The 21,626-nt window shown below is 66.6% G+C and carries 17 protein-coding genes; 13 read left to right on the top strand and 4 right to left on the bottom strand.

From position 1 onward, the window contains the following. Positions 1–20: 20 nt before the first annotated feature. The 9 genes from ACOGI7_RS13685 to ACOGI7_RS13725 are packed head-to-tail and all read left to right on the top strand — an operon-like array spanning position 21 to position 11,904. A complete protein-coding gene (locus tag ACOGI7_RS13685) occupies positions 21–2,222 on the top strand; it encodes an ATP-binding protein (protein ID WP_419849313.1) in 2,202 nt (733 codons plus the stop codon). 2 nt (positions 2,223–2,224) lie between these two features. After that, positions 2,225–5,134, top strand: a complete 2,910-nt coding sequence (locus ACOGI7_RS13690) for an ABC transporter permease subunit (RefSeq protein WP_419849314.1) — start codon at positions 2,225–2,227, stop codon at positions 5,132–5,134. Continuing rightward, on the top strand, positions 5,127–6,416 hold the full coding sequence (locus ACOGI7_RS13695) for a cytochrome P450 (RefSeq protein ID WP_419849315.1): 1,290 nt from the start codon (positions 5,127–5,129) through the stop codon (positions 6,414–6,416). The genes ACOGI7_RS13690 and ACOGI7_RS13695 overlap by 8 nt, the downstream gene beginning before the upstream one ends. Further along, positions 6,413–6,601: a ferredoxin gene (locus ACOGI7_RS13700; RefSeq protein ID WP_419849316.1), complete on the top strand. Its 189-nt coding sequence runs from the start codon at positions 6,413–6,415 to the stop codon at positions 6,599–6,601. The genes ACOGI7_RS13695 and ACOGI7_RS13700 overlap by 4 nt, the downstream gene beginning before the upstream one ends. Before the next feature lie 50 nt (positions 6,602–6,651). Next, positions 6,652–7,422, top strand: coding sequence for an SDR family NAD(P)-dependent oxidoreductase (locus ACOGI7_RS13705; RefSeq protein ID WP_419849317.1), 771 nt, complete (start codon positions 6,652–6,654; stop codon positions 7,420–7,422). A gap of 58 nt (positions 7,423–7,480) precedes the next feature. Beyond that, positions 7,481–9,373 carry an ABC transporter ATP-binding protein gene (locus tag ACOGI7_RS13710; RefSeq protein WP_419849318.1) on the top strand — a complete coding sequence of 631 codons (1,893 nt, stop codon included), beginning with the start codon at positions 7,481–7,483 and terminating at the stop codon, positions 9,371–9,373. Further along, positions 9,370–10,782 carry an exodeoxyribonuclease VII large subunit gene (xseA, locus tag ACOGI7_RS13715; RefSeq protein WP_419849319.1) on the top strand — a complete coding sequence of 471 codons (1,413 nt, stop codon included), beginning with the start codon at positions 9,370–9,372 and terminating at the stop codon, positions 10,780–10,782. The genes ACOGI7_RS13710 and xseA overlap by 4 nt, the downstream gene beginning before the upstream one ends. Positions 10,783–10,795: 13 nt before the next feature. Then, a complete protein-coding gene (xseB, locus tag ACOGI7_RS13720; RefSeq protein ID WP_419849320.1) occupies positions 10,796–11,017 on the top strand; it encodes an exodeoxyribonuclease VII small subunit in 222 nt (73 codons plus the stop codon). Continuing rightward, the gene (locus ACOGI7_RS13725; RefSeq protein ID WP_419849321.1) at positions 11,017–11,904 is read left to right on the top strand and encodes a hypothetical protein; all 888 of its coding nucleotides are present in this window, start codon (positions 11,017–11,019) and stop codon (positions 11,902–11,904) included. The genes xseB and ACOGI7_RS13725 overlap by 1 nt, the downstream gene beginning before the upstream one ends. 23 nt (positions 11,905–11,927) lie before the next feature. Here the strand turns inward: ACOGI7_RS13725 and ACOGI7_RS13730 are convergent, their stop codons facing one another. Then, positions 11,928–12,881: a TIGR03564 family F420-dependent LLM class oxidoreductase gene (locus ACOGI7_RS13730; protein WP_419849322.1), complete on the bottom strand. Its 954-nt coding sequence runs from the start codon at positions 12,879–12,881 to the stop codon at positions 11,928–11,930. A 125-nt stretch (positions 12,882–13,006) separates the two neighbouring features. Between ACOGI7_RS13730 and ACOGI7_RS13735 the strand changes: the two genes are divergently transcribed. Continuing rightward, a complete protein-coding gene (locus ACOGI7_RS13735; RefSeq protein WP_419849323.1) occupies positions 13,007–13,651 on the top strand; it encodes a carboxymuconolactone decarboxylase family protein in 645 nt (214 codons plus the stop codon). On the opposite strand, the gene ACOGI7_RS13740 is transcribed toward ACOGI7_RS13735, so the two are convergent. The 3 genes from ACOGI7_RS13740 to ACOGI7_RS13750 are packed head-to-tail and all read right to left on the bottom strand — an operon-like array spanning position 13,648 to position 17,596. Beyond that, positions 13,648–15,228: a FadD3 family acyl-CoA ligase gene (locus ACOGI7_RS13740; RefSeq protein ID WP_419849324.1), complete on the bottom strand. Its 1,581-nt coding sequence runs from the start codon at positions 15,226–15,228 to the stop codon at positions 13,648–13,650. The two genes, ACOGI7_RS13735 and ACOGI7_RS13740, sit on opposite strands and share 4 nt — an antisense overlap. A gap of 19 nt (positions 15,229–15,247) precedes the next feature. Further along, a complete protein-coding gene (locus ACOGI7_RS13745) occupies positions 15,248–16,714 on the bottom strand; it encodes an aldehyde dehydrogenase family protein (RefSeq protein WP_419849325.1) in 1,467 nt (488 codons plus the stop codon). A 33-nt stretch (positions 16,715–16,747) separates the two neighbouring features. Beyond that, complete coding sequence (locus tag ACOGI7_RS13750; protein ID WP_419849326.1) at positions 16,748–17,596, bottom strand: TauD/TfdA dioxygenase family protein; 849 nt, start codon at positions 17,594–17,596, stop codon at positions 16,748–16,750. A gap of 65 nt (positions 17,597–17,661) precedes the next feature. Between ACOGI7_RS13750 and ACOGI7_RS13755 the strand changes: the two genes are divergently transcribed. The 3 genes from ACOGI7_RS13755 to ACOGI7_RS13765 are packed head-to-tail and all read left to right on the top strand — an operon-like array spanning position 17,662 to position 21,611. Then, positions 17,662–18,537 carry an SDR family NAD(P)-dependent oxidoreductase gene (locus tag ACOGI7_RS13755; protein ID WP_419849327.1) on the top strand — a complete coding sequence of 292 codons (876 nt, stop codon included), beginning with the start codon at positions 17,662–17,664 and terminating at the stop codon, positions 18,535–18,537. A gap of 2 nt (positions 18,538–18,539) precedes the next feature. Next, positions 18,540–19,292 (top strand): SDR family oxidoreductase, encoded by a 753-nt coding sequence (locus tag ACOGI7_RS13760; RefSeq protein ID WP_419849328.1) that lies wholly within the window; start codon positions 18,540–18,542, stop codon positions 19,290–19,292. Positions 19,293–19,307: 15 nt separating this feature from the next. After that, a complete protein-coding gene (locus tag ACOGI7_RS13765) occupies positions 19,308–21,611 on the top strand; it encodes an arylsulfatase (RefSeq protein WP_419849329.1) in 2,304 nt (767 codons plus the stop codon). The last annotated feature ends 15 nt before the right edge of the window (positions 21,612–21,626 follow it).

Below are 21,626 nucleotides of genomic sequence, written 5' to 3' on the forward strand. Positions count from 1 at the left end.
TTAATGGTTCATCGTAAGGGATGACCGAATCCCCGCGGTCGGAGACCCCGGCGGACCTGGTCGCCAGGGTCTTCGACGAAGAGGAGCGCCGCCAAGAAGAGATCGCCGCCGCTGAGGCCGCCCAACGCGGCCCGGAGGGCAGCTTCGACGCCGAACAACTCACCTTGCGCCAAGGCCTGCGCCGGGGCGGGAAGGGGCTGATCGGGTTCATCGGCCTGCTCGGATTCGTGGAGACGCTGGAGACGTCGGCATTCGCGGTGATCGCCCCCGACATCCAGAAGTCGCTCGACGTTTCCGACGGCACCATCGGCGCCATCGGGGGCGCCTTCGGCATCTTGTTCCTGCTGGGCTCCATCCCGCTGAGCTCGCTGGCCGACCGCATGCCCCGCAAGCTGGTGGTGGGGGCGGCGATGTCGCTGTGGTCGGTGGTGGTCATGGTGACCAGCGCCATCTCCAACGCGTTCTTGCTGTTCATCGCCCGCATGGGCGCGGGGCTGGGGCAGTCGTATTACATCCCGGTGGCCGGGCCCATGCTGATGGACGGCTACCCGATCGGGGCCCGAGCCAAGGTCTTCGCCCTGAACGGCTGGTTCCAGATGGCCGGCCAAGCTCTGGGCCCGCTGGTGGCCGGCTTGGTCGTGTTGATCGCCACCGGCGACGAGGGCTGGCGATGGGTGTTCCTCACCATGGGGATCATGGGCGTTCCCCTGGCCATCAGCGCCTTTTTTGTGCGCGAGCCCCGGCGAGGAAGCCACGAGATGCAGGCCGTGCTCGGAGCGGAGCTGGAGGAGTCCGAAGACGAACTGCCCATCTCTTTGTCGGTGGCGTTCGAGCGGCTCAAGAAGATCAAGTCGTTCTACTACTACCTCACCGGCATGGCGGCCATCGGCTTCGCCATCTTCACCACCATCATCTTCATCAACCTCCATCTCGAGGAGCACTTCGAGCTGAGCGCGTTCGAGCGAGGTGTCTTCGGATCTCTGACCGTTCTGCCCGGCTTCGTGGGGGCCGCGGTGTCGGGCAAGCGGGCCGACGCCCTGTTCAAAGAGCACCCTTCCCGGGCCATGGTCTTCATCGGCGTCCTGGTCGTCACCTTCGGCGCCATCCAAGTAGTGGGCATTTGGATGCCCACGGTGTTGCTGCTCGGGATATTCCTGGGCGTCTCCAACGCCTTCGCCCGGGCCGCCTTCGCCATCCTGCCCGGGGTGATCGCCTCGGTCATCCCCTACCGGCTCAGGTCCCGGGGCACCGCGCTGGTGGGCATCTACATGTTCTTATTCGGGGCATTTCTGGGCGCGGTGATCACCGGGATGCTCAGCGATGTTCACGGCGAGCAGACCGCGCTCACCGTCGTTATCTTGCCCGCCACCCTGGTGGGGGGATCGCTCATGGCCTATGGCTCCCGGTTCATCGAGGGCGACATCGCCTTGGTGATCGAGGAATTGCAGGAAGAGCAGGACGAGGCCGAGCGCCTGAAGGCCGCCGACGCCGCCGACATCCCCGTGCTCCAAGTGCGCAACCTGGACTTCTCCTACGGCAAGGTGCAGGTGCTGTTCGACATCGGCTTTGAAGTGCGCCAAGGGGAGTCGCTGGCCCTGCTGGGCACCAACGGCGCGGGCAAATCCACGGTGCTGCGGGTGATCAGCGGGCTGGGGGTGCCCCAGCGAGGAGTGGTGCGGCTCAACGGGCGCACCATCACTTACGCCGACCCCGGGATGCGGGCCAAGATCGGGATAGTGCAGCTGGCCGGGGGCAAGGCGATCTTCCCCGGCTTGTCGGTAGAGGAGAACCTGCGCATGGCCGGGTTTCGATACGGCCACGCCGAACTCGAACCGCGCTTGGAGCGGGCCTACGACCTGTTCCCGGTTGTCGCCGAGCGCCGGTCGGCGGTGGCCGGCGAGCTCTCCGGCGGGCAGCAGCAGATGCTGTCGCTGGCCATGGCGCTGATGCACGACCCAGAGATTCTGATGATCGACGAACTGTCGCTGGGCTTGGCTCCCGTCACCGTACAGTCGTTGTTGGAAGTGGTGGGGCGGCTCCGCGACGACGGGCAGACCATGATCATCGTGGAGCAGTCGCTGAACGTGGCCCTGTCTGTGGCCGACCGGGCCATCTTCTTGGAGAAGGGACAGGTCTGCTTTGAGGGTCCGACCCAAGAGCTGGCCGAGCGCGACGACCTGGCCCGAGCCGTCTTCCTCGGACAGTCGGGATCGGGCGGCTGAGCGTGCTGGCAGCCATGCACGCTGTGCTGGGCACCGTCGACGGTGTGCTGGCCTTTGCATTCAACCGCCAGATCGTTTTCAACGGACTGGTCACCGGCATCACCTACGGGGTGATGGCCGTTGGTCTGGTGCTGATCTTCCGATCCTCGCGGGTGATCAACATCGCCCACGCCGAGGTCGGGGCGTTCGGCGGGGCGCTACTGGGCCTGCTGGTAGCCAAGTACGGCGTGCCCTACCCGATAGCGCTCGTCGCCGGGCTGGCCGCGGGGGCCGCGTTCGGCGGGATCATCGAGCTCACCGTGGTGCGGCGCCTGGCCAAGGCCCCCAAGGTGATCTTGTTCGTGGCCACCATGGGCGCGGCGCAGGTGGTGTTCTTGGCCGGATTCTGGCTGCCCAACTACACCGCCATCGCCAGCTTCCCCACCCCGTTCGACGCACGCTGGGAGCCATTCGGCCTAAAAATTCACAGCGCACAGCTTTTGGTACTGATCGTGGTGCCGGTGCTCGTCGCCATGCTGGCTTTCTTCTTGGAGCGAACAAAGTACGGCACAGCCATCCGGGCCTCGGCCGAGAACCCCGACGCCGCCCGGCTTTCGGCCATCAGCACCAAGGCCATGTCCACCGCAGTGTGGACCATTGCCGGGCTGTTGTCGGCCATCACCGCGGTGCTGGTCGCCCCGCTCAAAGGCCAAGGCACGGTGATCGAGGCGGCCACGCTGGGGCCAGGGCTGCTGCTGCGGTCGCTTGCCGCCGCGCTGATCGCCCGAATGCACTCGCTGCCGATGGCGCTGTTGGCCGGTGCAGTGATCGGCGGAGTCGAGGCGACGGTGCTGTTCAACTACCTCGATGAGCCGGGGTTGATCGACGCGGGGCTCTTTGTGGCCATGCTGATCTCGGTGCTGTCGTACCACCGGCGACAGCGAGGCAGCGAAGGGGCCCAGTCGATGTCGTTCGCCCCGCGGGTGCGACCGGTCCCCCGCCAGCTGCAACAGCTCTGGTGGGTGCGCTATCTGCCTCAAATCACCGTCGCGGTTGCCCTGGCGGTGGCCATCGTGCTACCGCTGATCGTGACCCGCCCGTCGCGCCACTTCCTCTACTCCCTCATGCTGTTGCTTGCCATCGTGGGCATGTCGCTCACCCTGCTCACCGGGTGGGCCGGTCAGCTCTCGCTGGGGCAGTTCGCCTTCGCCGGGCTCGGGGCCATGCTCACCACCGCCATGGTGCGGGGCGTGAACTTCTCCATCGGCGACCGCGAGTTCGATCTGCCGGTGGTCCCGTTCGAGGGGGCGGTGTTCCTGGCCGCCTTCGCCTGCCTGGTGACCGCAGTGGTGGTGGGGTTGCCCGCGCTACGCGTCCGCGGGCTGTTTCTGGCCGTCATCACGCTGGCCTTCGCGGTTATGGCCCAGAACTGGCTGCTCAGGCGCGACGTGCTCACCGGGGGCGACTTGGTGGTGCGCCTGCCCCGAGCCCGGTGGGGCGACACCTTCGATCTCAAGTCGCAGCGCACCTACTACTACGTGTGCCTGGGAGTGCTGTGCTTGTGCGCCATCTTGGTGAGCCGCATCCGCCGCAGCGGGGTGGGCCGGTCGCTCATCGCAGTGCGCGACAACGAGCAGAGCGCGGCGGCGTTCACCGTGTCGCCCACCCGAATGAAGCTGGTGGCCTTCGCCATCTCCGGGGCGCTGGCCGGGCTGGCCGGCGGGCTCATCGCCGGGCTGCGAGTGCAATTCGGGCCCACCGCGTTCTCCCCCGACGAATCGCTGCGGGTGGTGGCCATTGCCGTCATCGGCGGACTCTCGTCGATCTGGGGGGTGATCCTGGGCGCGCTGTGGGTGGTGGGCATCCCGTCGTTCTTCGCCCAGTCCGAACAGGTGCGGCTGCTCACATCGGGCGCCGGCGTTTTGATCTTGCTGATGTACCTCCCCGGCGGGCTGATCCAGGTGGCCTATTCGATCCGCGACGCCATCTTCGCCGCGGCGGCCAAGCGGATCCCCGACACCACCGTGGAGCGGGCGCCCGCCCCCATCCCGGCCCGGGCGGTTTCGGCCGCGGTGGCCGATCGAAAAACCCCGGCCGGGGTGCCCGCCCTGGCGACAACCGGGGTGTCGGTGCAATTCGGCGGGGTCCACGCGGTGGAAGACGTCGATCTCAATGTGCAGCCGGGCGAGGTGGTCGGGCTCATCGGCACCAACGGCGCAGGCAAGACCACGCTGATGAACGCGGTGGGCGGCTTCGTGCCGTCGGTGGGCCAGGTGGAGATATTCGGCACCAACGTGACCCGCTCCTCCCCCAGCCATCGGGCCAGCCTGGGCCTGGGCCGCACTTTCCAGCAGGCCGATCTGTTCCCCGACCTCACTGTTCGGGAGACCATCCAGGTGGCGCTGGAGGCTCGGGGTCGCTCCCAGGTCATCCCCACGCTTTTGGGGCTGCCCAGCGCCCGGCGTCGAGAGCGCACCCGACAGGCCGAGGGCGACGAGCTCATCAGCTTCTTCGGGCTGGGCCGCTATGCCAGCTCGTTCATCAGCGAGCTGTCCACCGGCACCCGCCGCATCGTGGAGCTGTCGTGCCTGATCGCGTTGGAGGCCCGGGTGCTGTGCCTCGATGAGCCCACCGCCGGGGTGGCCCAGCGGGAGACCGAGGCTTTCGCCCCCCTGGTACTGCGCATCCGCGAGGAGCTGGGCGCGTCGCTGCTGGTGATCGAGCACGACATGCCGTTCATCATGGGCATCAGCGACCGGGTGTACTGCCTGGAAGCCGGGGCCATCATCGCCGAGGGCACCCCCGAGGAAGTGCGCAACGACCCGTTGGTGATCGCCAGCTACTTGGGCACCGACGAGCGGGCCATCGCCCGCAGCGGCGAGGCCGCGCCCCGTGACAGACTCGATTCCCAACAGGAGACGGGCCATGACTGACTTGGAAAGCCGTAACTTCTTCACCGACCCCGAACTGGTGGCCGACCCCTACGGGTACTTCGACCACCTGCGGGTCCAGTGCCCGGTGCATCCCGAACCCCACCACAACGTGATGATGATCACCGGCTACCGCGAGGCCATCGAGATCTACAACGACAACGACGGCTTCTCGGCCTGCAATGCGGTGTCGGGGCCCTTCCCCGGATTCCCGGTATCGCTGGAGGGCGACGACGTCAGCGATCTCATCGCCGAGCACCGCCACAAGCTGCCCATGTCCGACCAGCTCCCCACCATGGACCCGCCAGCCCACACCGCCCACCGGGCCCTCCTCATGCGGCTCATCACCCCCAAGCGCCTGGGCGAGAACGAGGAATTCATGTGGCACCTCGCTGATCGCCAGATCGACACCTTCATCGAGCAGGGCCAATGCGAATTCATCCGCGATTTCGCCCAGCCGTTCGCTCTTCTGGTGGTGGCCGATCTGTTGGGTGTGCCCGACGACGACCGGGACAACTTCACCGAGCAGCTCCTGCGGCGGCCCAAGGAGCACGGCATCGGCTCAACCGACGAGCACGCAATGGCCCACAACCCCCTCGAGTTTCTCTACAGCCAGTTCACCGCCTACATCGAAGACCGTCGGGCCAATCCCCGAGACGACGTCCTCACCGGGCTGGCCACCGCCACGTTCCCCGACGGATCCACTCCCGAGGTGATCGACGCGGTGCGGATCGCAGCGAACCTGTTCGCCGCCGGCACTGAGACCACCGTGCGACTGCTGAGCACCATGCTCTATTTCGTGGCCGAGGACCCCGGGCTCCAAGACCGCATCCGCCATGACCGCTCCCTGATCCCCAATTTTGTGGAGGAGTCGCTGCGCATCGAGAGCCCGATAAAGGGCGACTTCCGGCTCGCCCGCCGTCCAGTGACCGTGGGTGGGGTGGATCTGGGGGCGGGCACGACAGTGATGGTGCTCAACGGGGCGGCCAACCGCGACCCCGCGCAGTTTCCCGATCCCCACACGCTCGACGTCGAGCGGGACAACGCCCGCTCTCATTTGGCCTTCGGGCGGGGAGTGCATACCTGTCCCGGAGCACCTTTGGCCCGCGCCGAGGCCCGGGTGAGCCTCAACCGCATCCTCGACCGCATGGCTGACATCCGCGTCTCCGAGGCCGTCCACGGGCCGCCCAGTGACCGGCAGTTCTCCTATGTGCCTACGCATATTCTGCGAGGACTGGCCTACATCGGCCTCGAGTTCACTCCGGTGGCCGCGCAACAGACATGAGGGTGTCAGTAGACGACGATGTGTGCGCCGGCCACGGCGTGTGCACGATGCTGTGCCCGGAGATCTTCGTGCTCGACGACGCAGGTTTCGCCCGGGCAGTGGTAGAAGAGGTCGCCCCTGAACTCGAAGCCATAGCCCGAGAGGCGTCATTGCGGTGCCCGACCCAGGCCATCCGCGTTGATTGAGAAGCGCGGCGGATAAAGCAAGCGCATTGCCACCGCTGGCAGAATTGGACATGCCCTCTCCCACTTGGTCCCTGCCCCGAGTTGCCATCGTGACCGGGGGTGGTGCCGGCATCGGTGCGGCGGTAAGCCTGCGGTTGGCCGCCGACGGTGCCGCCGTGGCTGTTTTGGATCTCGACGGCGATTCGGCGGCAAGAACCGCGGCAGCCATAGAGGGGGCAGGCGGCACTGCCATCTCGGTGGAATGCGATGTCGCCGATCTGACTTCGATCGAGGCTGGAGTCGCAACAACTGTCGACAAGCTCGGCCATCCGACGATTCTGATAAACAACGCTGGAATCTCTCCCTTTGAGCGGTTCCTGGAAATCTCCAGGGAATCTTTCGACCGGGTCATGGCCGTCAACCTGCGGGGCACTTTTGAGTTCTGCCAGCTCGTGATCCCGCACATGATCGAACAGGGCTGGGGCCGGATCGTCAACGTCTCCTCCTCAAGTGCTCAAACAGGGAACTTCGGGCATACCCACTACTCGGCATCGAAAGCCGCGGTGATCGGCCTGACGAAGTCACTGGCCAGGGAATTCGGCCGCAAGGGGATCACCGTCAACGCCATTGCTCCCAGCTTCATCGAGACACCGTCGCTGCACCGGGCTGCCGACGGGGGCCACCTTGGCGGAGGGATCGAGGAGCACATCCCCACTACGCCCGTGCGCCGGGTCGGCCAACCCGAAGACATCGCTGCGGCCTGCGCCTTCTTGTGTCGAGACGACGCCGATTACTTCACCGGCCAATTGCTCGGCGTGAACGGCGGGCGCGTCATCGTTTGACCTCGAAAGTCGGCAAGGCAATCCCACAAACCGCCGATTGTCACTGGATGGGCGTATCGTGCAGTTTGTGCATGCGATGGGCGGCGCCCACGGCGCCATCGGCCACGATCCAACAGGGGTAAAGGGCAAGCAGATAGCCGGGCAGACGATCCGCCGGGTGGCGGGTTTCGCGCGTCCCTACCGGGCCATGCTCATCGGATTCGTGGTGGTGTTGCTGCTGGGAGCGCTGCTGTCGCTGGTGCCGCCTCTTTTGTTCCGCCAGATCATCGACGATGCCATCGAGAACCGCGACCGGGGCCAAGTGCATCTTCTAGCCGGGATCATCGTGCTGGCCGCGTTCGGCGAGGCGGCCCTTGCCTTCATCGAGCGCTACTGGTCGGCCCGCATCGGCGAGGGGCTGATTTACGACCTGCGGGTGAAGCTATACGACCACGTGCAGCGGATGCCGATGGCGTTCTTCACCCGGGTGCAAACTGGGTCGCTCATCAGCCGCATGAACAACGACGTGATCGGTGCCCAGCGGGCATTCACCGGCACACTGGGGTCGGTGGTGTCCAACACCATCGTTTTGGCCACCACGCTGGTGGCCATGTTCTTGCTGGAGTGGCGGCTCACGCTGATGGCGCTGGCCCTGCTGCCGGTGTTCATCCTGCCCACCAAGCGGGTGGGCCGAAAGCTCCAAGCCCTCACCCGGGAGTCGATGGAGCACAACGCCTCCATGAACACGGTGATGACCGAGCGGCTGAACGTGTCGGGGGCGCTGCTGGTGAAGCTGTTCGGACGCCACAACCAAGAGCGCGACGGGTTCGGGTCCACCGCCGGACGGGTGCGCGACATCGGAGTGCGCAGCGCCATGTACGGGCGGACGTTCTTCATCGCCCTGAGCCTGGTGGGGGCGGTGGGCGCGGCGGTTCTGTACTGGGTTGGGGCCCAGCTGGTGATCTCCGGGGCGATCACAGTGGGGACTCTGGCCGCCATGGGGCTCATGGTGGTGCGGATCTACACCCCGCTCACCAGCCTGACCAACGCCCGGGTGGACGTGATGACCGCCTTGGTGTCGTTCGAGCGGGTGTTCGAGGTGCTGGACACCCCCAATCCCATTGCCGACCGTCCCGATGCGGTCACGCTGCAACAGCCCAAAGGGCGAATCGAGCTGGCCGAGGTGACCTTCACCTATCCGCCCAGCGACGACCGGCTGGCTTCGCTGCAAACCGAAACCGCCGCCCCGGAGGCCACCGGCAAACCGGTGCTGCGCCATGTGTCAGCGGTGATCGAGCCGGGGCAGTTGGTGGCGCTGGTGGGGCCATCGGGGGCGGGTAAAACCACACTGGCCGCGCTGTTGACCCGGCTCTACGACGTGGACACCGGGGCGGTGCTGATCGACGGCACCGACGTGCGGGATGTCGCCCAGGAGTCGCTGCGGGCCTCGATGGGGGTGGTGCCCCAGGATCCCCACCTGTTCCACGAGACCGTGGCCGACAACTTGCGCTACGCCCGCCCCGGCGCAACCGACGCGGAGATGGAGGCGGCCTGTCGCTCGGCCCACATCCACAACCTCATCGCCTCGCTGTCCGAGGGCTACAACACCGTGGTGGGCGAGCGGGGCTACCGCCTGTCGGGGGGTGAGAAGCAGCGGCTGGCCATTGCCCGGGTGCTGCTCAAAGACCCGGCAATCGTGGTGCTGGACGAGGCCACCAGCCACCTCGACAGCGAGAACGAGGCGCTGGTGCAGCAGGCGCTCGGGATCGCCCTCCAGGGACGCACCGCGGTGGTGATTGCCCATCGCCTGTCCACGGTCACCAACGCCGATCTAATCCTGGTGCTCGACCAAGGGCAGCTGGTGGAATCGGGCCGCCATCAGGATCTGCTGGCCGCCGACGGACTATACGCCGAGCTGTACCGAACGCTGGTTCGCAACGAGCAACGGTCTCCCGCGGAGAGCGCGGTATGAGCCTTTTCGACTCGACCGACCCGGGGGCCGCCGCCGGTCCGGCCACGTTCACCGTTGCCGAGCTGACCGACCGCATCAAGCAGGTGCTGAGCGACGCTTTCGGCGATGAGTTGTGGGTGGAGGGCGAGATCCGCAACCTGAGCCGGGCCCGCAGCGGGCACATGTACTTCGATCTGGTGGAGCCCGACCCGGACAACGGCGCCGGCAAACAGCCCGAGGCGTCAGTTTCGGTGGCGCTTTTTCGGTTCAACCGCGAGCGAGTAGAGGACACGCTGCGCCGCCATGGCGGGATGGCCATGGAAGACGGCATGAAGATCCGCATCCAGGGCAAGCTGGACTTCTGGCCGCCAGGGGGCCGGCTCCAGATCTACATGTCCGGCATCGATCCCAACTTCACGCTGGGCGAATTGGAGGCCGAGCGGATGCGCCTGCTGGAGATGCTGCGCGACGAGGGGCTGTTGGCCAAGAACCATGCCGTATCCTTCCCGGTCGCCCCGTTGCGCATCGGACTGGTCACCTCCAACGGGAGCGCGGCCCACCACGACTTTCACAATGAGTTGGAGAGCAGCGGATTGGCCTGGGAGGTGGTGGTGGCCGACACCCCGGTTCAGGGGGTGGACGCTCCCCCGCTCATCGCCGCGGCCATTGGGGCAGTGGGCCGAGCCGGGGTGGACGTGATTGCGGTGGTGAGAGGGGGCGGGGCTCGCACTGACCTGGTGGCCTTCGACAGCGAGGTGGTGGCCCGAGCGGTCGCTGATGCTCCCGTGCCGGTGGTGACCGGGGTGGGCCATGAGATCGACCGGACCATCATTGACGAGGTGGCCCACGAAGCCCAGAAAACGCCTACGGCCTGTGCCGTGTTCATCGTTGGCGCTGCCCGGGCCCACTTGGAGGCAACGGAACTGGCCTGGGAGGCAATTGCCGAGTGGGCCCAGCGGCTTGCGTATGACGCCGACCGTCGACTTATGACGGTGAGCCAGACCACCGTCCGAGCCGCCGAGGGCCATCTGCATCGCGCCAGCAGCCGGTTGGAAGGCCGGGCGGGGCGGGTCCGAGAGCTGGCCGAGACCCGGACCCGAAGCGAAACCCGCAAAGTGGACGACTGTGCGGGAACCATGCGACACCGGGCCGCCGCGGCCATTGTCGAAGGTCGGCGCACGGTGGAGCAGAAGAAGTCGGGAGTGGCTGCCCAGGCCCTGCGGATGCCGAGAACCGCGTCCAGGGAACTGGTCAACCTAGAGGGCCGGGTGCGACTGCTAGACCCTCGAAAAATCTTGGCCCGTGGTTGGTCGATCACCCGCCATAGCGGCAAAGTTGTGCGCGACCCGGCGGCAGTTGCCACCGGCGATGAGCTGGTAACCATCGTGGCCGAAGGCGAACTGCACAGCACCGTGTCTGAGAAGCAATGAGGAGAACGAGAAGATGAGCACACAAGAGATCGGCTACGCCGATGCTCTGAGCGAGCTGCAACAAATCTTGGGCGAGCTGGAGGCTGAGGACATCGACATCGACGTGCTGGCGGTGAAGGTCGAGCGGGCCGCCGAGCTCATCCGGGTGTGCCGGGGACGGATCAACGACGCCGAGGTGCGGGTCAAAGAGATCGTGGCCGGAATGGACCGCGAAGAGGGCGAGTCGTCCGAATAATGCCCATAGAGAAACTCGATACGGTCGACGCCTTCATCGTGTTCGATTTGGCCGACGCGCCCGAGTCGGTGGGCGTGGTCCGGTCGGCCCGCAAGATCCTGCCCAGTGGGGCCACCGATCTGGCTCGTTCGATGACCTACGCATTCGCCACGTTTGAGATGCGCCGTAGCGGAGCCTCAGCAGGAATCAATGCCGTCGATGACGACCGAGCCGATGCGGTGGCCAAGTTCGCCGCCGAGATCGCCCCGATGGTTACCTCCGGACGCTTCATGCCTGAACCGGGCACCCGAGTGCCCCGGACCGCCCTGGCACCATTGGCCGGCGTTGATCCCCGCGCCGCGGTAGGCGATCTGGCCGACCAAGCAACTGTCGCCGGAGCAGTGGCCGCTGCCGCGCAGGCCAGCGGCGGGTTGGACGGTCGCACCGTGGCCATCGAGGGCTCGGAACCGATTTGCGATGCCCTGGCAATCGCCGTGGAGGAGCAGGGCGGCACGATGGTGGAAATGAACGGCCAAGCCGACGTGCTGTTCGCCGGCTCCAAGATGGGTGCCATCGACCACACCGTGGCTGAGCAGATCAACGTAAACACCCTGGTCCCCTACAGTCCCATCCCGGTTACCGCCCGGGCTCTGGCCATTCTCGGTCGCGCCGGCACCACAGTGGTCCCCGACTTCATCGCCACCGCCGGCCCCCTGTTCGCCTGGTGGCCCAGCGGGGACCCCACCCCTGAGGCCATCACCGCTGACGCCGCCGCCAAAATCACCGCTTCTCTCGAAGAGATCGCCGACCACCCCGACGGCCTTTTCCTGGCTGCCGCCTACCGAGCCGAGTCCTTCCTCGCCACTTGGCAGGACTCGCTCCCCTTCGGCCGCCCCCTAGCGTCATAGGGAACGCGGCCTGACCCCAGCCTCTATATGCCTGGGGTCAACGAGGCCAGGAATTCCCGGGTGCGCTGGCTAGAGGCGATCAGCTCATCACGACCGTCGCCGACGGGCAGTACCCGCACCGAAATATCGGTGACACCAGCGTCGGCGAACGATCGCAGACGGGCCAAGACGGCGGCCTCGTCGCCGACTGCCATGATGTCCGACACCCCTTGGGCATCGCCCCGATCCAACAGCCGCTGGTAGTTGGGGGAAACCTCTGCCTCGGCCAATAGCCGCTCGGCCCGGCCTTTGGCCGCGTCCACCTCACCGGGAGCGCAAAGGCACACTGGCACCCCGGCCACGATCCGAGGCGGGGGCCGACCGGCTTCGACAGCGGCTCTGTTGATCCGGGGAGCGATGAACTCGCCAATGGCCCGCTCGTCGGCCAGCCACAACACGGTGCCATCGGTGCGGGCCCCGGCCAGCCGCAGCATGACCGGCCCCAACGCGGCCAGCAGCACCGGGGTGGCAGCCTGGTCGGTAATGTCGAGCGGGTTGTTGATGTGGAAGTGCTCGTTTTCGACCAGAACCGGTCCCGGACCGGCCAGCGCCCGGTCCAACACATCCAGATACGACCGGACTAGGGCTGCGGGCCGGTCATAGGTCAGCCCCAGCATGTCCTCCACGATCCAGTGGTGCGACGGGCCCAGACCGAGGGTGAACCTCCCCTCACAAGCCAATTGCACCGACAGCAGTTGCTGGCACAGGGCGATGGGGTGGCGGGTTTGAGCCACTACCACCGCGGTACCCACTTCAACCGACGAGGTGGCCGACCCGATCAGCGCCGCCGAAGTCATGGCGTCGAACTCGTCGGGGATCTGGGGAATCCACACAGAAGCGAACCCGCCAGCCTCGGCCTCCTTAGCGGCTTCGATCATCCGAGCCGTCTTGGTGGCGTACCGGCGCCGTTCGGGTCCGACCATCAGTCCTATGCGCACAACAACTCCTCACCGTCTGACGCAGTCCCGTTCATATCAGACATCAGCCGGCAAACGATGGCTGACGCTGGTCTTTGCTTCTCAAAGGTCGGTTACCATCCCGGAAGAAGGCCAAGGAGGATCGGGTGAGCAGCTCGACCGAAAAACCTGACAACCCGACCATGAGGCCTCGCATTGCACCGTTGGAGTTGTCGGAGTGGACGCCCGAGGCTTTTGCCGCGATGGAGCCCATGCGCCCCCCAGCCGGCTCCACCTACGACAAGCGCAAATCCGACCGCAAACAACAGAGCCGCCGGCCGAACAACGCTTTGTCGGTGATGGCTCGCTATCCCGAACTGGCCAAGGCGTTCTTGGAGTTCAACCGTCATCTTCTCTATCTCAACACCCTTCCAGAGCGGACAATTGAGCTAGTTGTGCTGCGGGTGGCCTGGCAGCGCCGAAGCGAATATGAGTGGGTCCAACATTCGGCTTCCGCCCTTGAAGTGGGCCTTGCCGACGAAGAGATCGCCCGCACCGCTGTCGATTCAGTTGACGGTTGGGCGCCCGATGACGCCTTGGTGCTGCGGGCAGTAGACGAGCTTCACCACAACGACGGATGGTCGGACGACACATGGAATGAGCTGGCCGAGGCATTCGACACTCGACAGATCATGGACCTGCTGTTCACTGTGGGGGCCTACGACACCCTGGCGGTAGCGTTCAACTGCTTCGACCTGCCCCTCGACCCCGAACTCGAAGGCAAGGGCTTCCCCACCGGAACCGGGCGCTAGAGACTGGCCAACAGCTCCTCTTTCATAACCTTGCCGGTGGCGTTGAGGGGCAGGGTTTCCCGCAGCACCACTGATCGGGGCACCTTGTAGTTGGCCATGCGCACCCGGCACCAGGCAATCAACTCTTCAGGGTCGAGGGCCGCGCCGGCCTGGGGCACGATGAACGCCCGCCCCACTTCTCCCAGCCGCTCGTCAGGCACGCCGACCACCGCGGCCTGGGCCACATCGGGATGTCCCAAAAGCGAGTTTTCGATCTCAGCGGGGTAAACGTTGAATCCGCCGACGATGAACATGTCTTTGATCCGTCCGGCGATTTTCAGATTTCCCTGGGCATCCATCGCCCCCAAGTCGCCGGTGTGGAGCCATCCGTCGGCGTTGATGGCTTCGGCGGTGGCCTTGGGATCGTCGAAATAGCCGGCCATCACGCTGAAGCCTCGCACTAGCACTTCCCCGGTGTCCCCCGGGGCTGCCTCCCGGTCGCCGTCAACCACCCGGACTTCCACGTCGGGCATGGCTCGCCCCACGGTGGTGGCGATGGTCTCGGGGTCGTCGCCGGGTCGCGTTCCGGTGCAGGTTCCCGCTTCGGTGAGGCCATAGCCGGTGCAAATGCGCTGAAACGGCATCTCCTCGTGCATTCGGCGAATCAATTCCACCGGGATGTCGGCCGCCCCGGTGACCGCCACCCGCAGGCTGGACAGGTCACGATCGGTGCGAGCGGGATGATCCAGAACAGCCTGGTAAATCGTGGGCGGACCAGGGAGCACGGTGATCTGCTCGGCCTCAACCAGCTCCAGCACCCGGTCGACGTCGAATACCGGCACCGGGTACACCGTTGCTCCCCGTAGCAGACAGGCCAGCCAGCCAGCCTTGTAGCCGAACATGTGGAAGAAGGGGTTGATGATCAGATACCGGTCGCCTTGGCGCAGATCGGCGAAGTCGCACCAGTCGGAGAACTGCCTCAGGGTCTGGCCGTGGTTCATCATCACCCCCTTGGGTGCTCCAGTAGTGCCCGACGTGAACAAGATGTCGCTGATCTGGTCGGCGTCGACTGCCTGCCGCCGGGTTTGGACTGCGTCAGGCCCTGCCGACTCGGCCGCGGCCAGAAAATCTGCCCACGACACTCCGATGGACAGGTTCTCGTCTGGCACGGCCGGCGAGAGCACCACGACTTGTTCCAAATCAGGCAGATCTTCGTTGGGCTGATGGAACAGTCCTGCGGGATCAATGCCCGCGAACCCGGCTTCGGCCACCAGCAGCCGGGCCCCGCTCCGGGCCAGAATGTAGGCGGTTTCGGCTGGTTTGAACCGGGTGTTCACCGGCACCAGCACGGCACCCGCGGTTTGAAGCCCCAGCGCGGCGATGATCCACTCCGAGCGGTTGGAGGCCCAGATCGCCACCCGGTCGCCAGCCTGCACCCCGGCAGCCAGCATGGCCGCAGCCGCCTGGTCGACTCGGTCCCCGAGTTCCGCGTAGGTGAGCACCGTGTCGCCCTCCACCACCGCAGGGGCGTCGCCGAAGCGGGCGGCAGCGCTTTGGGCCATGTGCGGAATGCTGGCCCACTCCCCCGATTCAGTCATGGCGACCTGAGCTTGCCGCCTACGCGGCCGGTTCAGCCAGGGTCTTGATCTCGAGGAACTCCTCGAATCCGGCCACGCCCATCTCCCGGCCGATGCCCGATTGCTTGTAGCCGCCGAAGGGCGCGTCGGCGGCGTAGTACATGCCGCCGTTCACGCTGATCGTGCCCGAGCGGATTTGGCGAGCCACGGCCCGAGCCCGCTCCGGGTCAGCGCTGTTCACCGAGCCCGAAAGGCCGTAGATGGAGTTGTTGGCGATCCGCACGGCCTCGTCGTCGCCCCCCTCATAACCGATGATGGCCAGCACCGGTCCGAACACCTCCTCTTGGGCCACCAAGTCGTTTTCGCCCACTCCGGCCAGCAGGGTGGGCTCGTAGTAGTAGCCCACCGGCAGGTGTTCGGGCCGCTTTCCGCCGGTTACCAGCTTCGCCCCCTGGTTGATGGCGTCGGTCACAAACTTGTGGACCTTGTCGCGCTGGCGGGAGTTGATGAGGGGTCCCATCATCATGGAGGGGTCGGTGGGATCGCCGTAGGGGATGTTGGCCAGCGTGGCCGCCACCACCTCGGCCGCGGTGTCGGCCATAGCCGCGGGAACCAGCATTCGGGTGTTGATGGCGCACCCCTGCCCGGCGTGGGTGCAGATCATGAACGAGTTCATGGCGGCGGCTGCTTCCACATCGGCGTCGTCGAGCACCACGTAGGCGCTCTTGCCCCCCAACTCCAGGAAGGTCTTCTTCACCGTGGCGCTGGCCGCGGCCATGATCTTGCGCCCGGTGGCGGTGGAGCCGGTGAAGGTAACCATGTCCACGTCGGGGTGGGTGGTGAGCACCTCGCCCACCGAGTTTTCCGCTGAGGTCAAGATGTTGACCACGCCGGGGGGGATGTCGGTTTCATTGGCGATCAGATAGCCCAGTGCCAGCGCCGACCACGGGGTGTCGGGCGCCCCCTTCAACACCACCGTGTTGCCAGCGGCCAGGGCGGGACCCAGCTTGGCCAGGTTGAGCTGGACGGGGAAGTTATAGGCGGTGATGGCGGCCACCACACCCACCGCCTCCCGCTCGATCCACCGCCGGTGGTGGCCCCCGTAAGACTCGACCACGCCCAGGTCTTCGGACCACCGGTAGCCGTCCATCATGTCGGCCACCCACTTGACCGACCCCACCGGGGCCTCGAGCTGCGGGCCTCCGTAGGTGAGCATCACCGGGGAGCCCACCTCGGCCACAGTCAGCTCCCGCATGTCCTCCAGATGGTTCTCCAGCGCGGCATGGAACTGGCGCAGGCACTTAGCCCGAAAGTCGTGGTCAGTGGCCCAGTCGGTGGTGTCGAATGCCCGGCGAGCAGCGGTCACTGCGGCCACTGCATCGGTATCGGTGGCATTGGCGGCCACCCCGAGCACCTCCTCGGTGGCGGGGTTCACCGTTTCGAACACGCCGCCCCCCTCGGCGGCCCTCAGCTCACCGTCGATCAACACCTGTTCCTCATGCCACATGGTGGAATTCTCCCTGATTTCGCAAGAGATGGGCTAGCGGGGCACATCCCCCTCGAAGGTGATGCGGTGCATAACCCGGAGTTGGCCGTGGTAGTCGTTGATGGGGTTGTGCATGGCGCAGCGGTTGTCCCACAGGGCCAGCGAGCCCGGCGCCCAGCGGAATCGGCAGGTGAACTCCGACCGGGTCTGGTGGGCGAACAGGAACCGCAGCAGGGGCTGGCTCTCTTCGTCGGTCATTCTCTCGAACCGGGCGGTGTGGGCCACGTTGACATAGAGGGACAGCCGACCGGTCTCGGGGTGGGTGCGGACCACCGGATGGACCGCTTCATAGCTCTCGGCTGATGTGTGGCCTGCCCCGGTGGCGTCGGCAATGCGGTCTTCTCGCGTTTTGGACACGTCGGCCATTGCCGAGCTGTTCACCGCCCGCAGCCCCCGCAGGAACTCCTTCAGGCCGTCGGACAGCGCGTCGTATGCGGCGTACATGTTGGCGAACTCGGTGTCGCCGCCCGCGGCGGGCACCTCCCGGGCCAACAGCATCGACGCCATAGGCGGCCGCTCCAGGTAGGCGGTGTCGGTGTGCCAGATGCCGCCGAAGTTGACGGTTTCGTGGGGCAGTTTCTTGACTTCGATGATCTCGGGGTGTTCGGGCAGGCCGGGCACAAACGGATAGCGGCCGGGGGTACCGATGCGGCGGGCGAAGGCCGAGAACTGGTCGAGGGTCAGGTGCTGGTCGCGAAAGAACACCACCAAGTGGGCCAGCCATGCCTGGCGTATCTCGGCCACCACCGCGTCGGCCAGATCTTCCCGCAGGTCCACACCGCTGACTTCCGCGCCGATACAGCCGCCCACCGGGGCCACCGTCAGATGCTGATACTCGCCCACTCCGGTTCCACTCCGGCCTAGTCAACGTCATTCGTTAGGGTAGCGACGCATGCCATGGAGCGCTGATGTCTGAGCCTTTCGACCTGGCTGGGAAAGTTGTGCTGGTCACCGGGGCCAGCCGGGGGGTGGGCGCGGCAATTGCCCTAGCGGCAGCAGCCAAGGGGGCCAAGGTGGCCTGCGCGGCTCGCTCCACCAAGGCATCGCCCAAGCCGCTCCCCGGCACCATCGACGAGACCGTAGAGGCAGTGGTCGACGCCGGGGGCGAGGCCATAGCCGTTCCCACCGACCTGACCTCGGCCGACGACATCGAGGCCATGGTGGCGGCCCCGGTGGAGGCGTGGGGTCGGCTCGACGTGGTGGTGAACAATGCGGCGGTCACCTTCGTGGGCGAGGTGGACATCCCCCTGAAGCGCTACGACCTCATCATGGACATCAACCTGCGGGCCCCGCTGCTCACCGTGCGGGCCGCCCTGCCCCATTTGCGGGCCGCGGGACGGGGACGCATCCTCAGCCTGTCGTCGCAGGCTGCCCTGCGCCCGGTGCCGGGGCTGATGTCCTATGGAATGTCCAAGCTGGCTCTGGAGCGAATGACCACCGACCTGGCCCGCCAGCTCCACCCCGACTGCATCGCAGTCAACTGCTTCCGTATCGACATCCCGGTGGCCTCCGAGGGCACCTTGGCCAACATGGGCGACATCGATCTAACCGATTGGGAGCCCACCTCGGTGCCCGCCGACGGCATCATCTGGATGCTGGAACAGCCCGACGAGTACTCAGGGCGGTGCGAGAGCATGTGGGATCTGCGCCACCGAGAGCAGATCATGCCCACTCGAGCCGAGCAGGAGTACACCACCAAACCCCCGCTCCAGTTCATCAACGGCCTCTACGACCTCGAGACCCAAGACGCCTTCGCCCGGGGCGCCGAGAAGGCTGGGGGCTGAACGTGGACCTAAACGGAAAGACCGCCCTGGTGACCGGAGCAGCCTCGGGAATCGGCGCGGCCTGCGCCCGTCGATACGCCGAGGCGGGCGCTCAAGTCATCTGCACCGACGTGGCCGACGACGCTGGCCAACAGGTGGCCGATGAGATCGGCGGGCAGTACCGCCCCTTGGACGTGGCCGACTCCTCAGCGTGGAGCGCATTGGCCGCGGAGATGGCGAAAGACCCGGGCCATCTCGATCTCGTCCATCTCAACGCCGGAATCATGATGGGGCTGGGCAGCATCGCCGAGATGAGCGACGACGACTATCTGCGCATCGTCGGGATCAACCAGCACGGCGTGGTTTTCGGCCTGCGGGCTGCGGTTCCGCTGCTGGAAGCAGCCGGGGGCGGCCACGTGCTGGTTACCGGCTCGATGGCCTCGTTCAGCCCGCTGCCGGTGGACCTGGGCTATTCGATGTCTAAGCACGCCATTGCCGCCCTGGTCCGCAGCGCCGCCCCCAACCTCGCCGAGCAGGGCATCAGCCTCAACGCCGTCTGCCCGGCCACGGTGGGCACCGGATTCCTCGGCGGCAACCGAGACCGGCTCGAAGCCGCTGGCATGGTCATCATGGACTCTGAAGAAGTGGCCGAGGCAGCCATGGCCATCCTCGACTCCGGTCTCACCGGCGAGTGCTTCGCGCTGTTGAAGGGCCGAGCGCCCGAGCCCTTCCCATTCGCCTCCATACCCGGCAGCGACTACCGGTCGCGGCGCTAGTCATCCGAGCCCACTATGGCCGAACCAGTGACCGCCTCTCCGCTCTCATCACCCGGCATCGGGCTCACCGTCGCCGATTCCACCCCTCGGCCCCCGGAGCTGCCCCGAGCGCCCCAAGGGGCGCCCAACGTGCTGGTCATCTTGTTGGACGACACCGGGTTCGCCCAGCTCGGATGTTTCGGGGCCGATATAGACACCCCCAACATCGACCGGCTGGCCGCGGGCGGCCTGTCGTACAACCGCTTCCACGTGACCGCCCTGTGCTCGCCCACCCGGGCCGCCCTGTTGACCGGCCGCAACCACCATGCGGTGGGAATGGGCTTTCTGTCCGACATGACCATGGGGTTTCCCGGCTACACCGCCCGCATCCCCCCATCGGCCGCCATGCTGCCTCGCATCCTGCGAGACGCCGGCTGGGGGACCATGGCCATCGGCAAGTGGCATCTCGCCCCCCGGGGCGAGCGCAGTGCGGCCGGACCGTTCACCCTGTGGCCCACCGGGGTGGGCTTCGAGCGCTACTACGGGGTGCTCCACGGCGGGGCCAACTGCTGGGCCCCCAACCTGGTGCGAGACCAGCACTACATCAAGCCGCCGGCCCACTACGACGACGGCTACCACCTCAGCGCCGATCTGGCCGACCAGGCCATCGCCCACATCACCGACCAGAAGCACGCCGCCCCCGACAAGCCGTTCTTCTGCTACTACGCCGAGGTGGCCACCCACGCCCCCCACCACGTGGCCCCCGAGTGGGTGGAGCCCTACCGGGGGATGTTCGACGACGGGTGGGACCGGTGGCGACAGCGGGCGTTCGAGCGGCAGAGGGCCTCGGGAATCGTTCCGGAGGGCACCGATCTGACCGAGCGGCCCTCGTGGGTGCAGCCCTGGGACGATCTGGACGCCGACGCCCGGCGGCTGTTCGCCCGCATGCACGAGGTGTACGCCGGGTTCGTTTCCCACACCGACGCCCAGATCGGCCGGGTGATCGACCACCTCGATGCCATCGGCGAGCTGGACAACACGGTGGTGGTGCTGTGCTCCGACAACGGGGCCAGCGCCGAGGGCGGCCATGTGGGATCGGTCAACGAACACCGGTTCACCAAAGGCCTGCCCGAGTCGGTGGCCGCCAACCTTGAGTGGCTCGACGAGTTGGGCGGTCCCCGCACCTACAACCACTACGCCTGGGGCTGGGCCTGGGCCGGCAATACCCCGTTCAAGCTGTGGAAGCGCTACGCCTGGCTGGGCGGCACCCGCACTCCGCTGGTGGTGCACTGGCCCGCGGGCATCGCCGCCCGAGGCGAGGTGCGCACCCAGTTCTGCCACGCCATCGACCTGGCCCCCACCGTGCTGGAGCTGTGCGGGATGATCGCTCCCGATTCGGTGGACGGGGTGGCCCAGTCGCCGATGCACGGGGCCAGCCTGGCGGCCACTTTCGATGATGCCGACGCATCGTCTCCCCGATCAGAGCAGTACTTCGAGGTCCAGGGGTCGCGGGCCATGTACCTGGACGGCTGGAAGGCCACCACCGACCATGTGGCCGAAGCCCACGGCGACGAGGTCGCGCTCATGGAGGGGAGCCGCTCGTTCACCGACGACACCTGGGCGCTGTTCAACCTCGACGACGACTTCTCCGAGGCCCATGACCTGGCCGCCGAGCACCCCGAGAAGCTGGCCGAGCTCGAATCAGCCTGGTGGGCCGCCGCCGAACGCTACGGGGTGCTGCCCCTCGACGACGGCTATGCCGGGCGGATGCCGGCCATCTACCCGCCGGCCTACCCGCCCCCCGCCCAAGTGCGCTACCGACCGGGTGCAGGCCGGGTGGCCGACGAGGTGATGCCGGTGCTGGTGCGAGGATTCACCATCGAGGCCTCAGTGACGGTGGGAGCGGCTGGGGCTGAGGGCATCTTGTGGGCCATGGGAGATTGGACCAGCGGCCTAGCCCTCTACGGATTGGACGGCACTCTGGTGTTGGGCATGTGCCTGTCGGGCGACCAGTTCCGCCTAGCCACCCCGACGGTTGCCGTTGACGCCTCCACGCTGGGATGCCGGTACCAGCCGACTTCTCCGGCCTCGAGCACCGTGGAGCTGCTGGTGGGCGGTGAGGTATCCGCCCGGCTGGAGCTCGACCGCACGTTCCCCAATTCCTGGCAGAACGGGGGCACCGGGCTGATCATCGGCCAAGACGCCGGCTTCCCGGTCAACGACGACTACCAGCCACCGTTCCCCTGGACCGGCACGATCGCCCATATCGACATCGCCACGCCCAGCGCCGCGCCCCCCGACCCCGCCCAGATCACCCGGGAATCCCTCAACGCCGACTGACCACCTGTCGGCACC

Origin of the sequence: Candidatus Poriferisocius sp. (assembly GCF_965204145.1) — a bacterium.
Classification (GTDB): Bacteria; Actinomycetota; Acidimicrobiia; order Acidimicrobiales; family Bin134; genus Poriferisocius.

Excerpts from the sequence above, each read along its gene's own strand:
- ACOGI7_RS13700 (WP_419849316.1), top strand. The coding sequence starts at position 6,413 with ATGAGGGTGTCAGTAGACGACGATGTGTGCGCCGGCCACGGCGTGTGC.
- ACOGI7_RS13705 (WP_419849317.1), top strand. The coding sequence starts at position 6,652 with ATGCCCTCTCCCACTTGGTCCCTGCCCCGAGTTGCCATCGTGACCGGG.
- ACOGI7_RS13765 (WP_419849329.1), top strand. The coding sequence starts at position 19,308 with ATGGCCGAACCAGTGACCGCCTCTCCGCTCTCATCACCCGGCATCGGG.
- ACOGI7_RS13745 (WP_419849325.1), bottom strand. The coding sequence starts at position 16,714 with ATGTGGCATGAGGAACAGGTGTTGATCGACGGTGAGCTGAGGGCCGCC.
- xseA (WP_419849319.1), top strand. The coding sequence starts at position 9,370 with ATGAGCCTTTTCGACTCGACCGACCCGGGGGCCGCCGCCGGTCCGGCC.
- ACOGI7_RS13685 (WP_419849313.1), top strand. The coding sequence starts at position 21 with ATGACCGAATCCCCGCGGTCGGAGACCCCGGCGGACCTGGTCGCCAGG.
- ACOGI7_RS13695 (WP_419849315.1), top strand. The coding sequence starts at position 5,127 with ATGACTGACTTGGAAAGCCGTAACTTCTTCACCGACCCCGAACTGGTG.
- xseB (WP_419849320.1), top strand. The coding sequence starts at position 10,796 with ATGAGCACACAAGAGATCGGCTACGCCGATGCTCTGAGCGAGCTGCAA.
- ACOGI7_RS13740 (WP_419849324.1), bottom strand. The coding sequence starts at position 15,228 with ATGACTGAATCGGGGGAGTGGGCCAGCATTCCGCACATGGCCCAAAGC.
- ACOGI7_RS13725 (WP_419849321.1), top strand. The coding sequence starts at position 11,017 with ATGCCCATAGAGAAACTCGATACGGTCGACGCCTTCATCGTGTTCGAT.
- ACOGI7_RS13755 (WP_419849327.1), top strand. The coding sequence starts at position 17,662 with ATGTCTGAGCCTTTCGACCTGGCTGGGAAAGTTGTGCTGGTCACCGGG.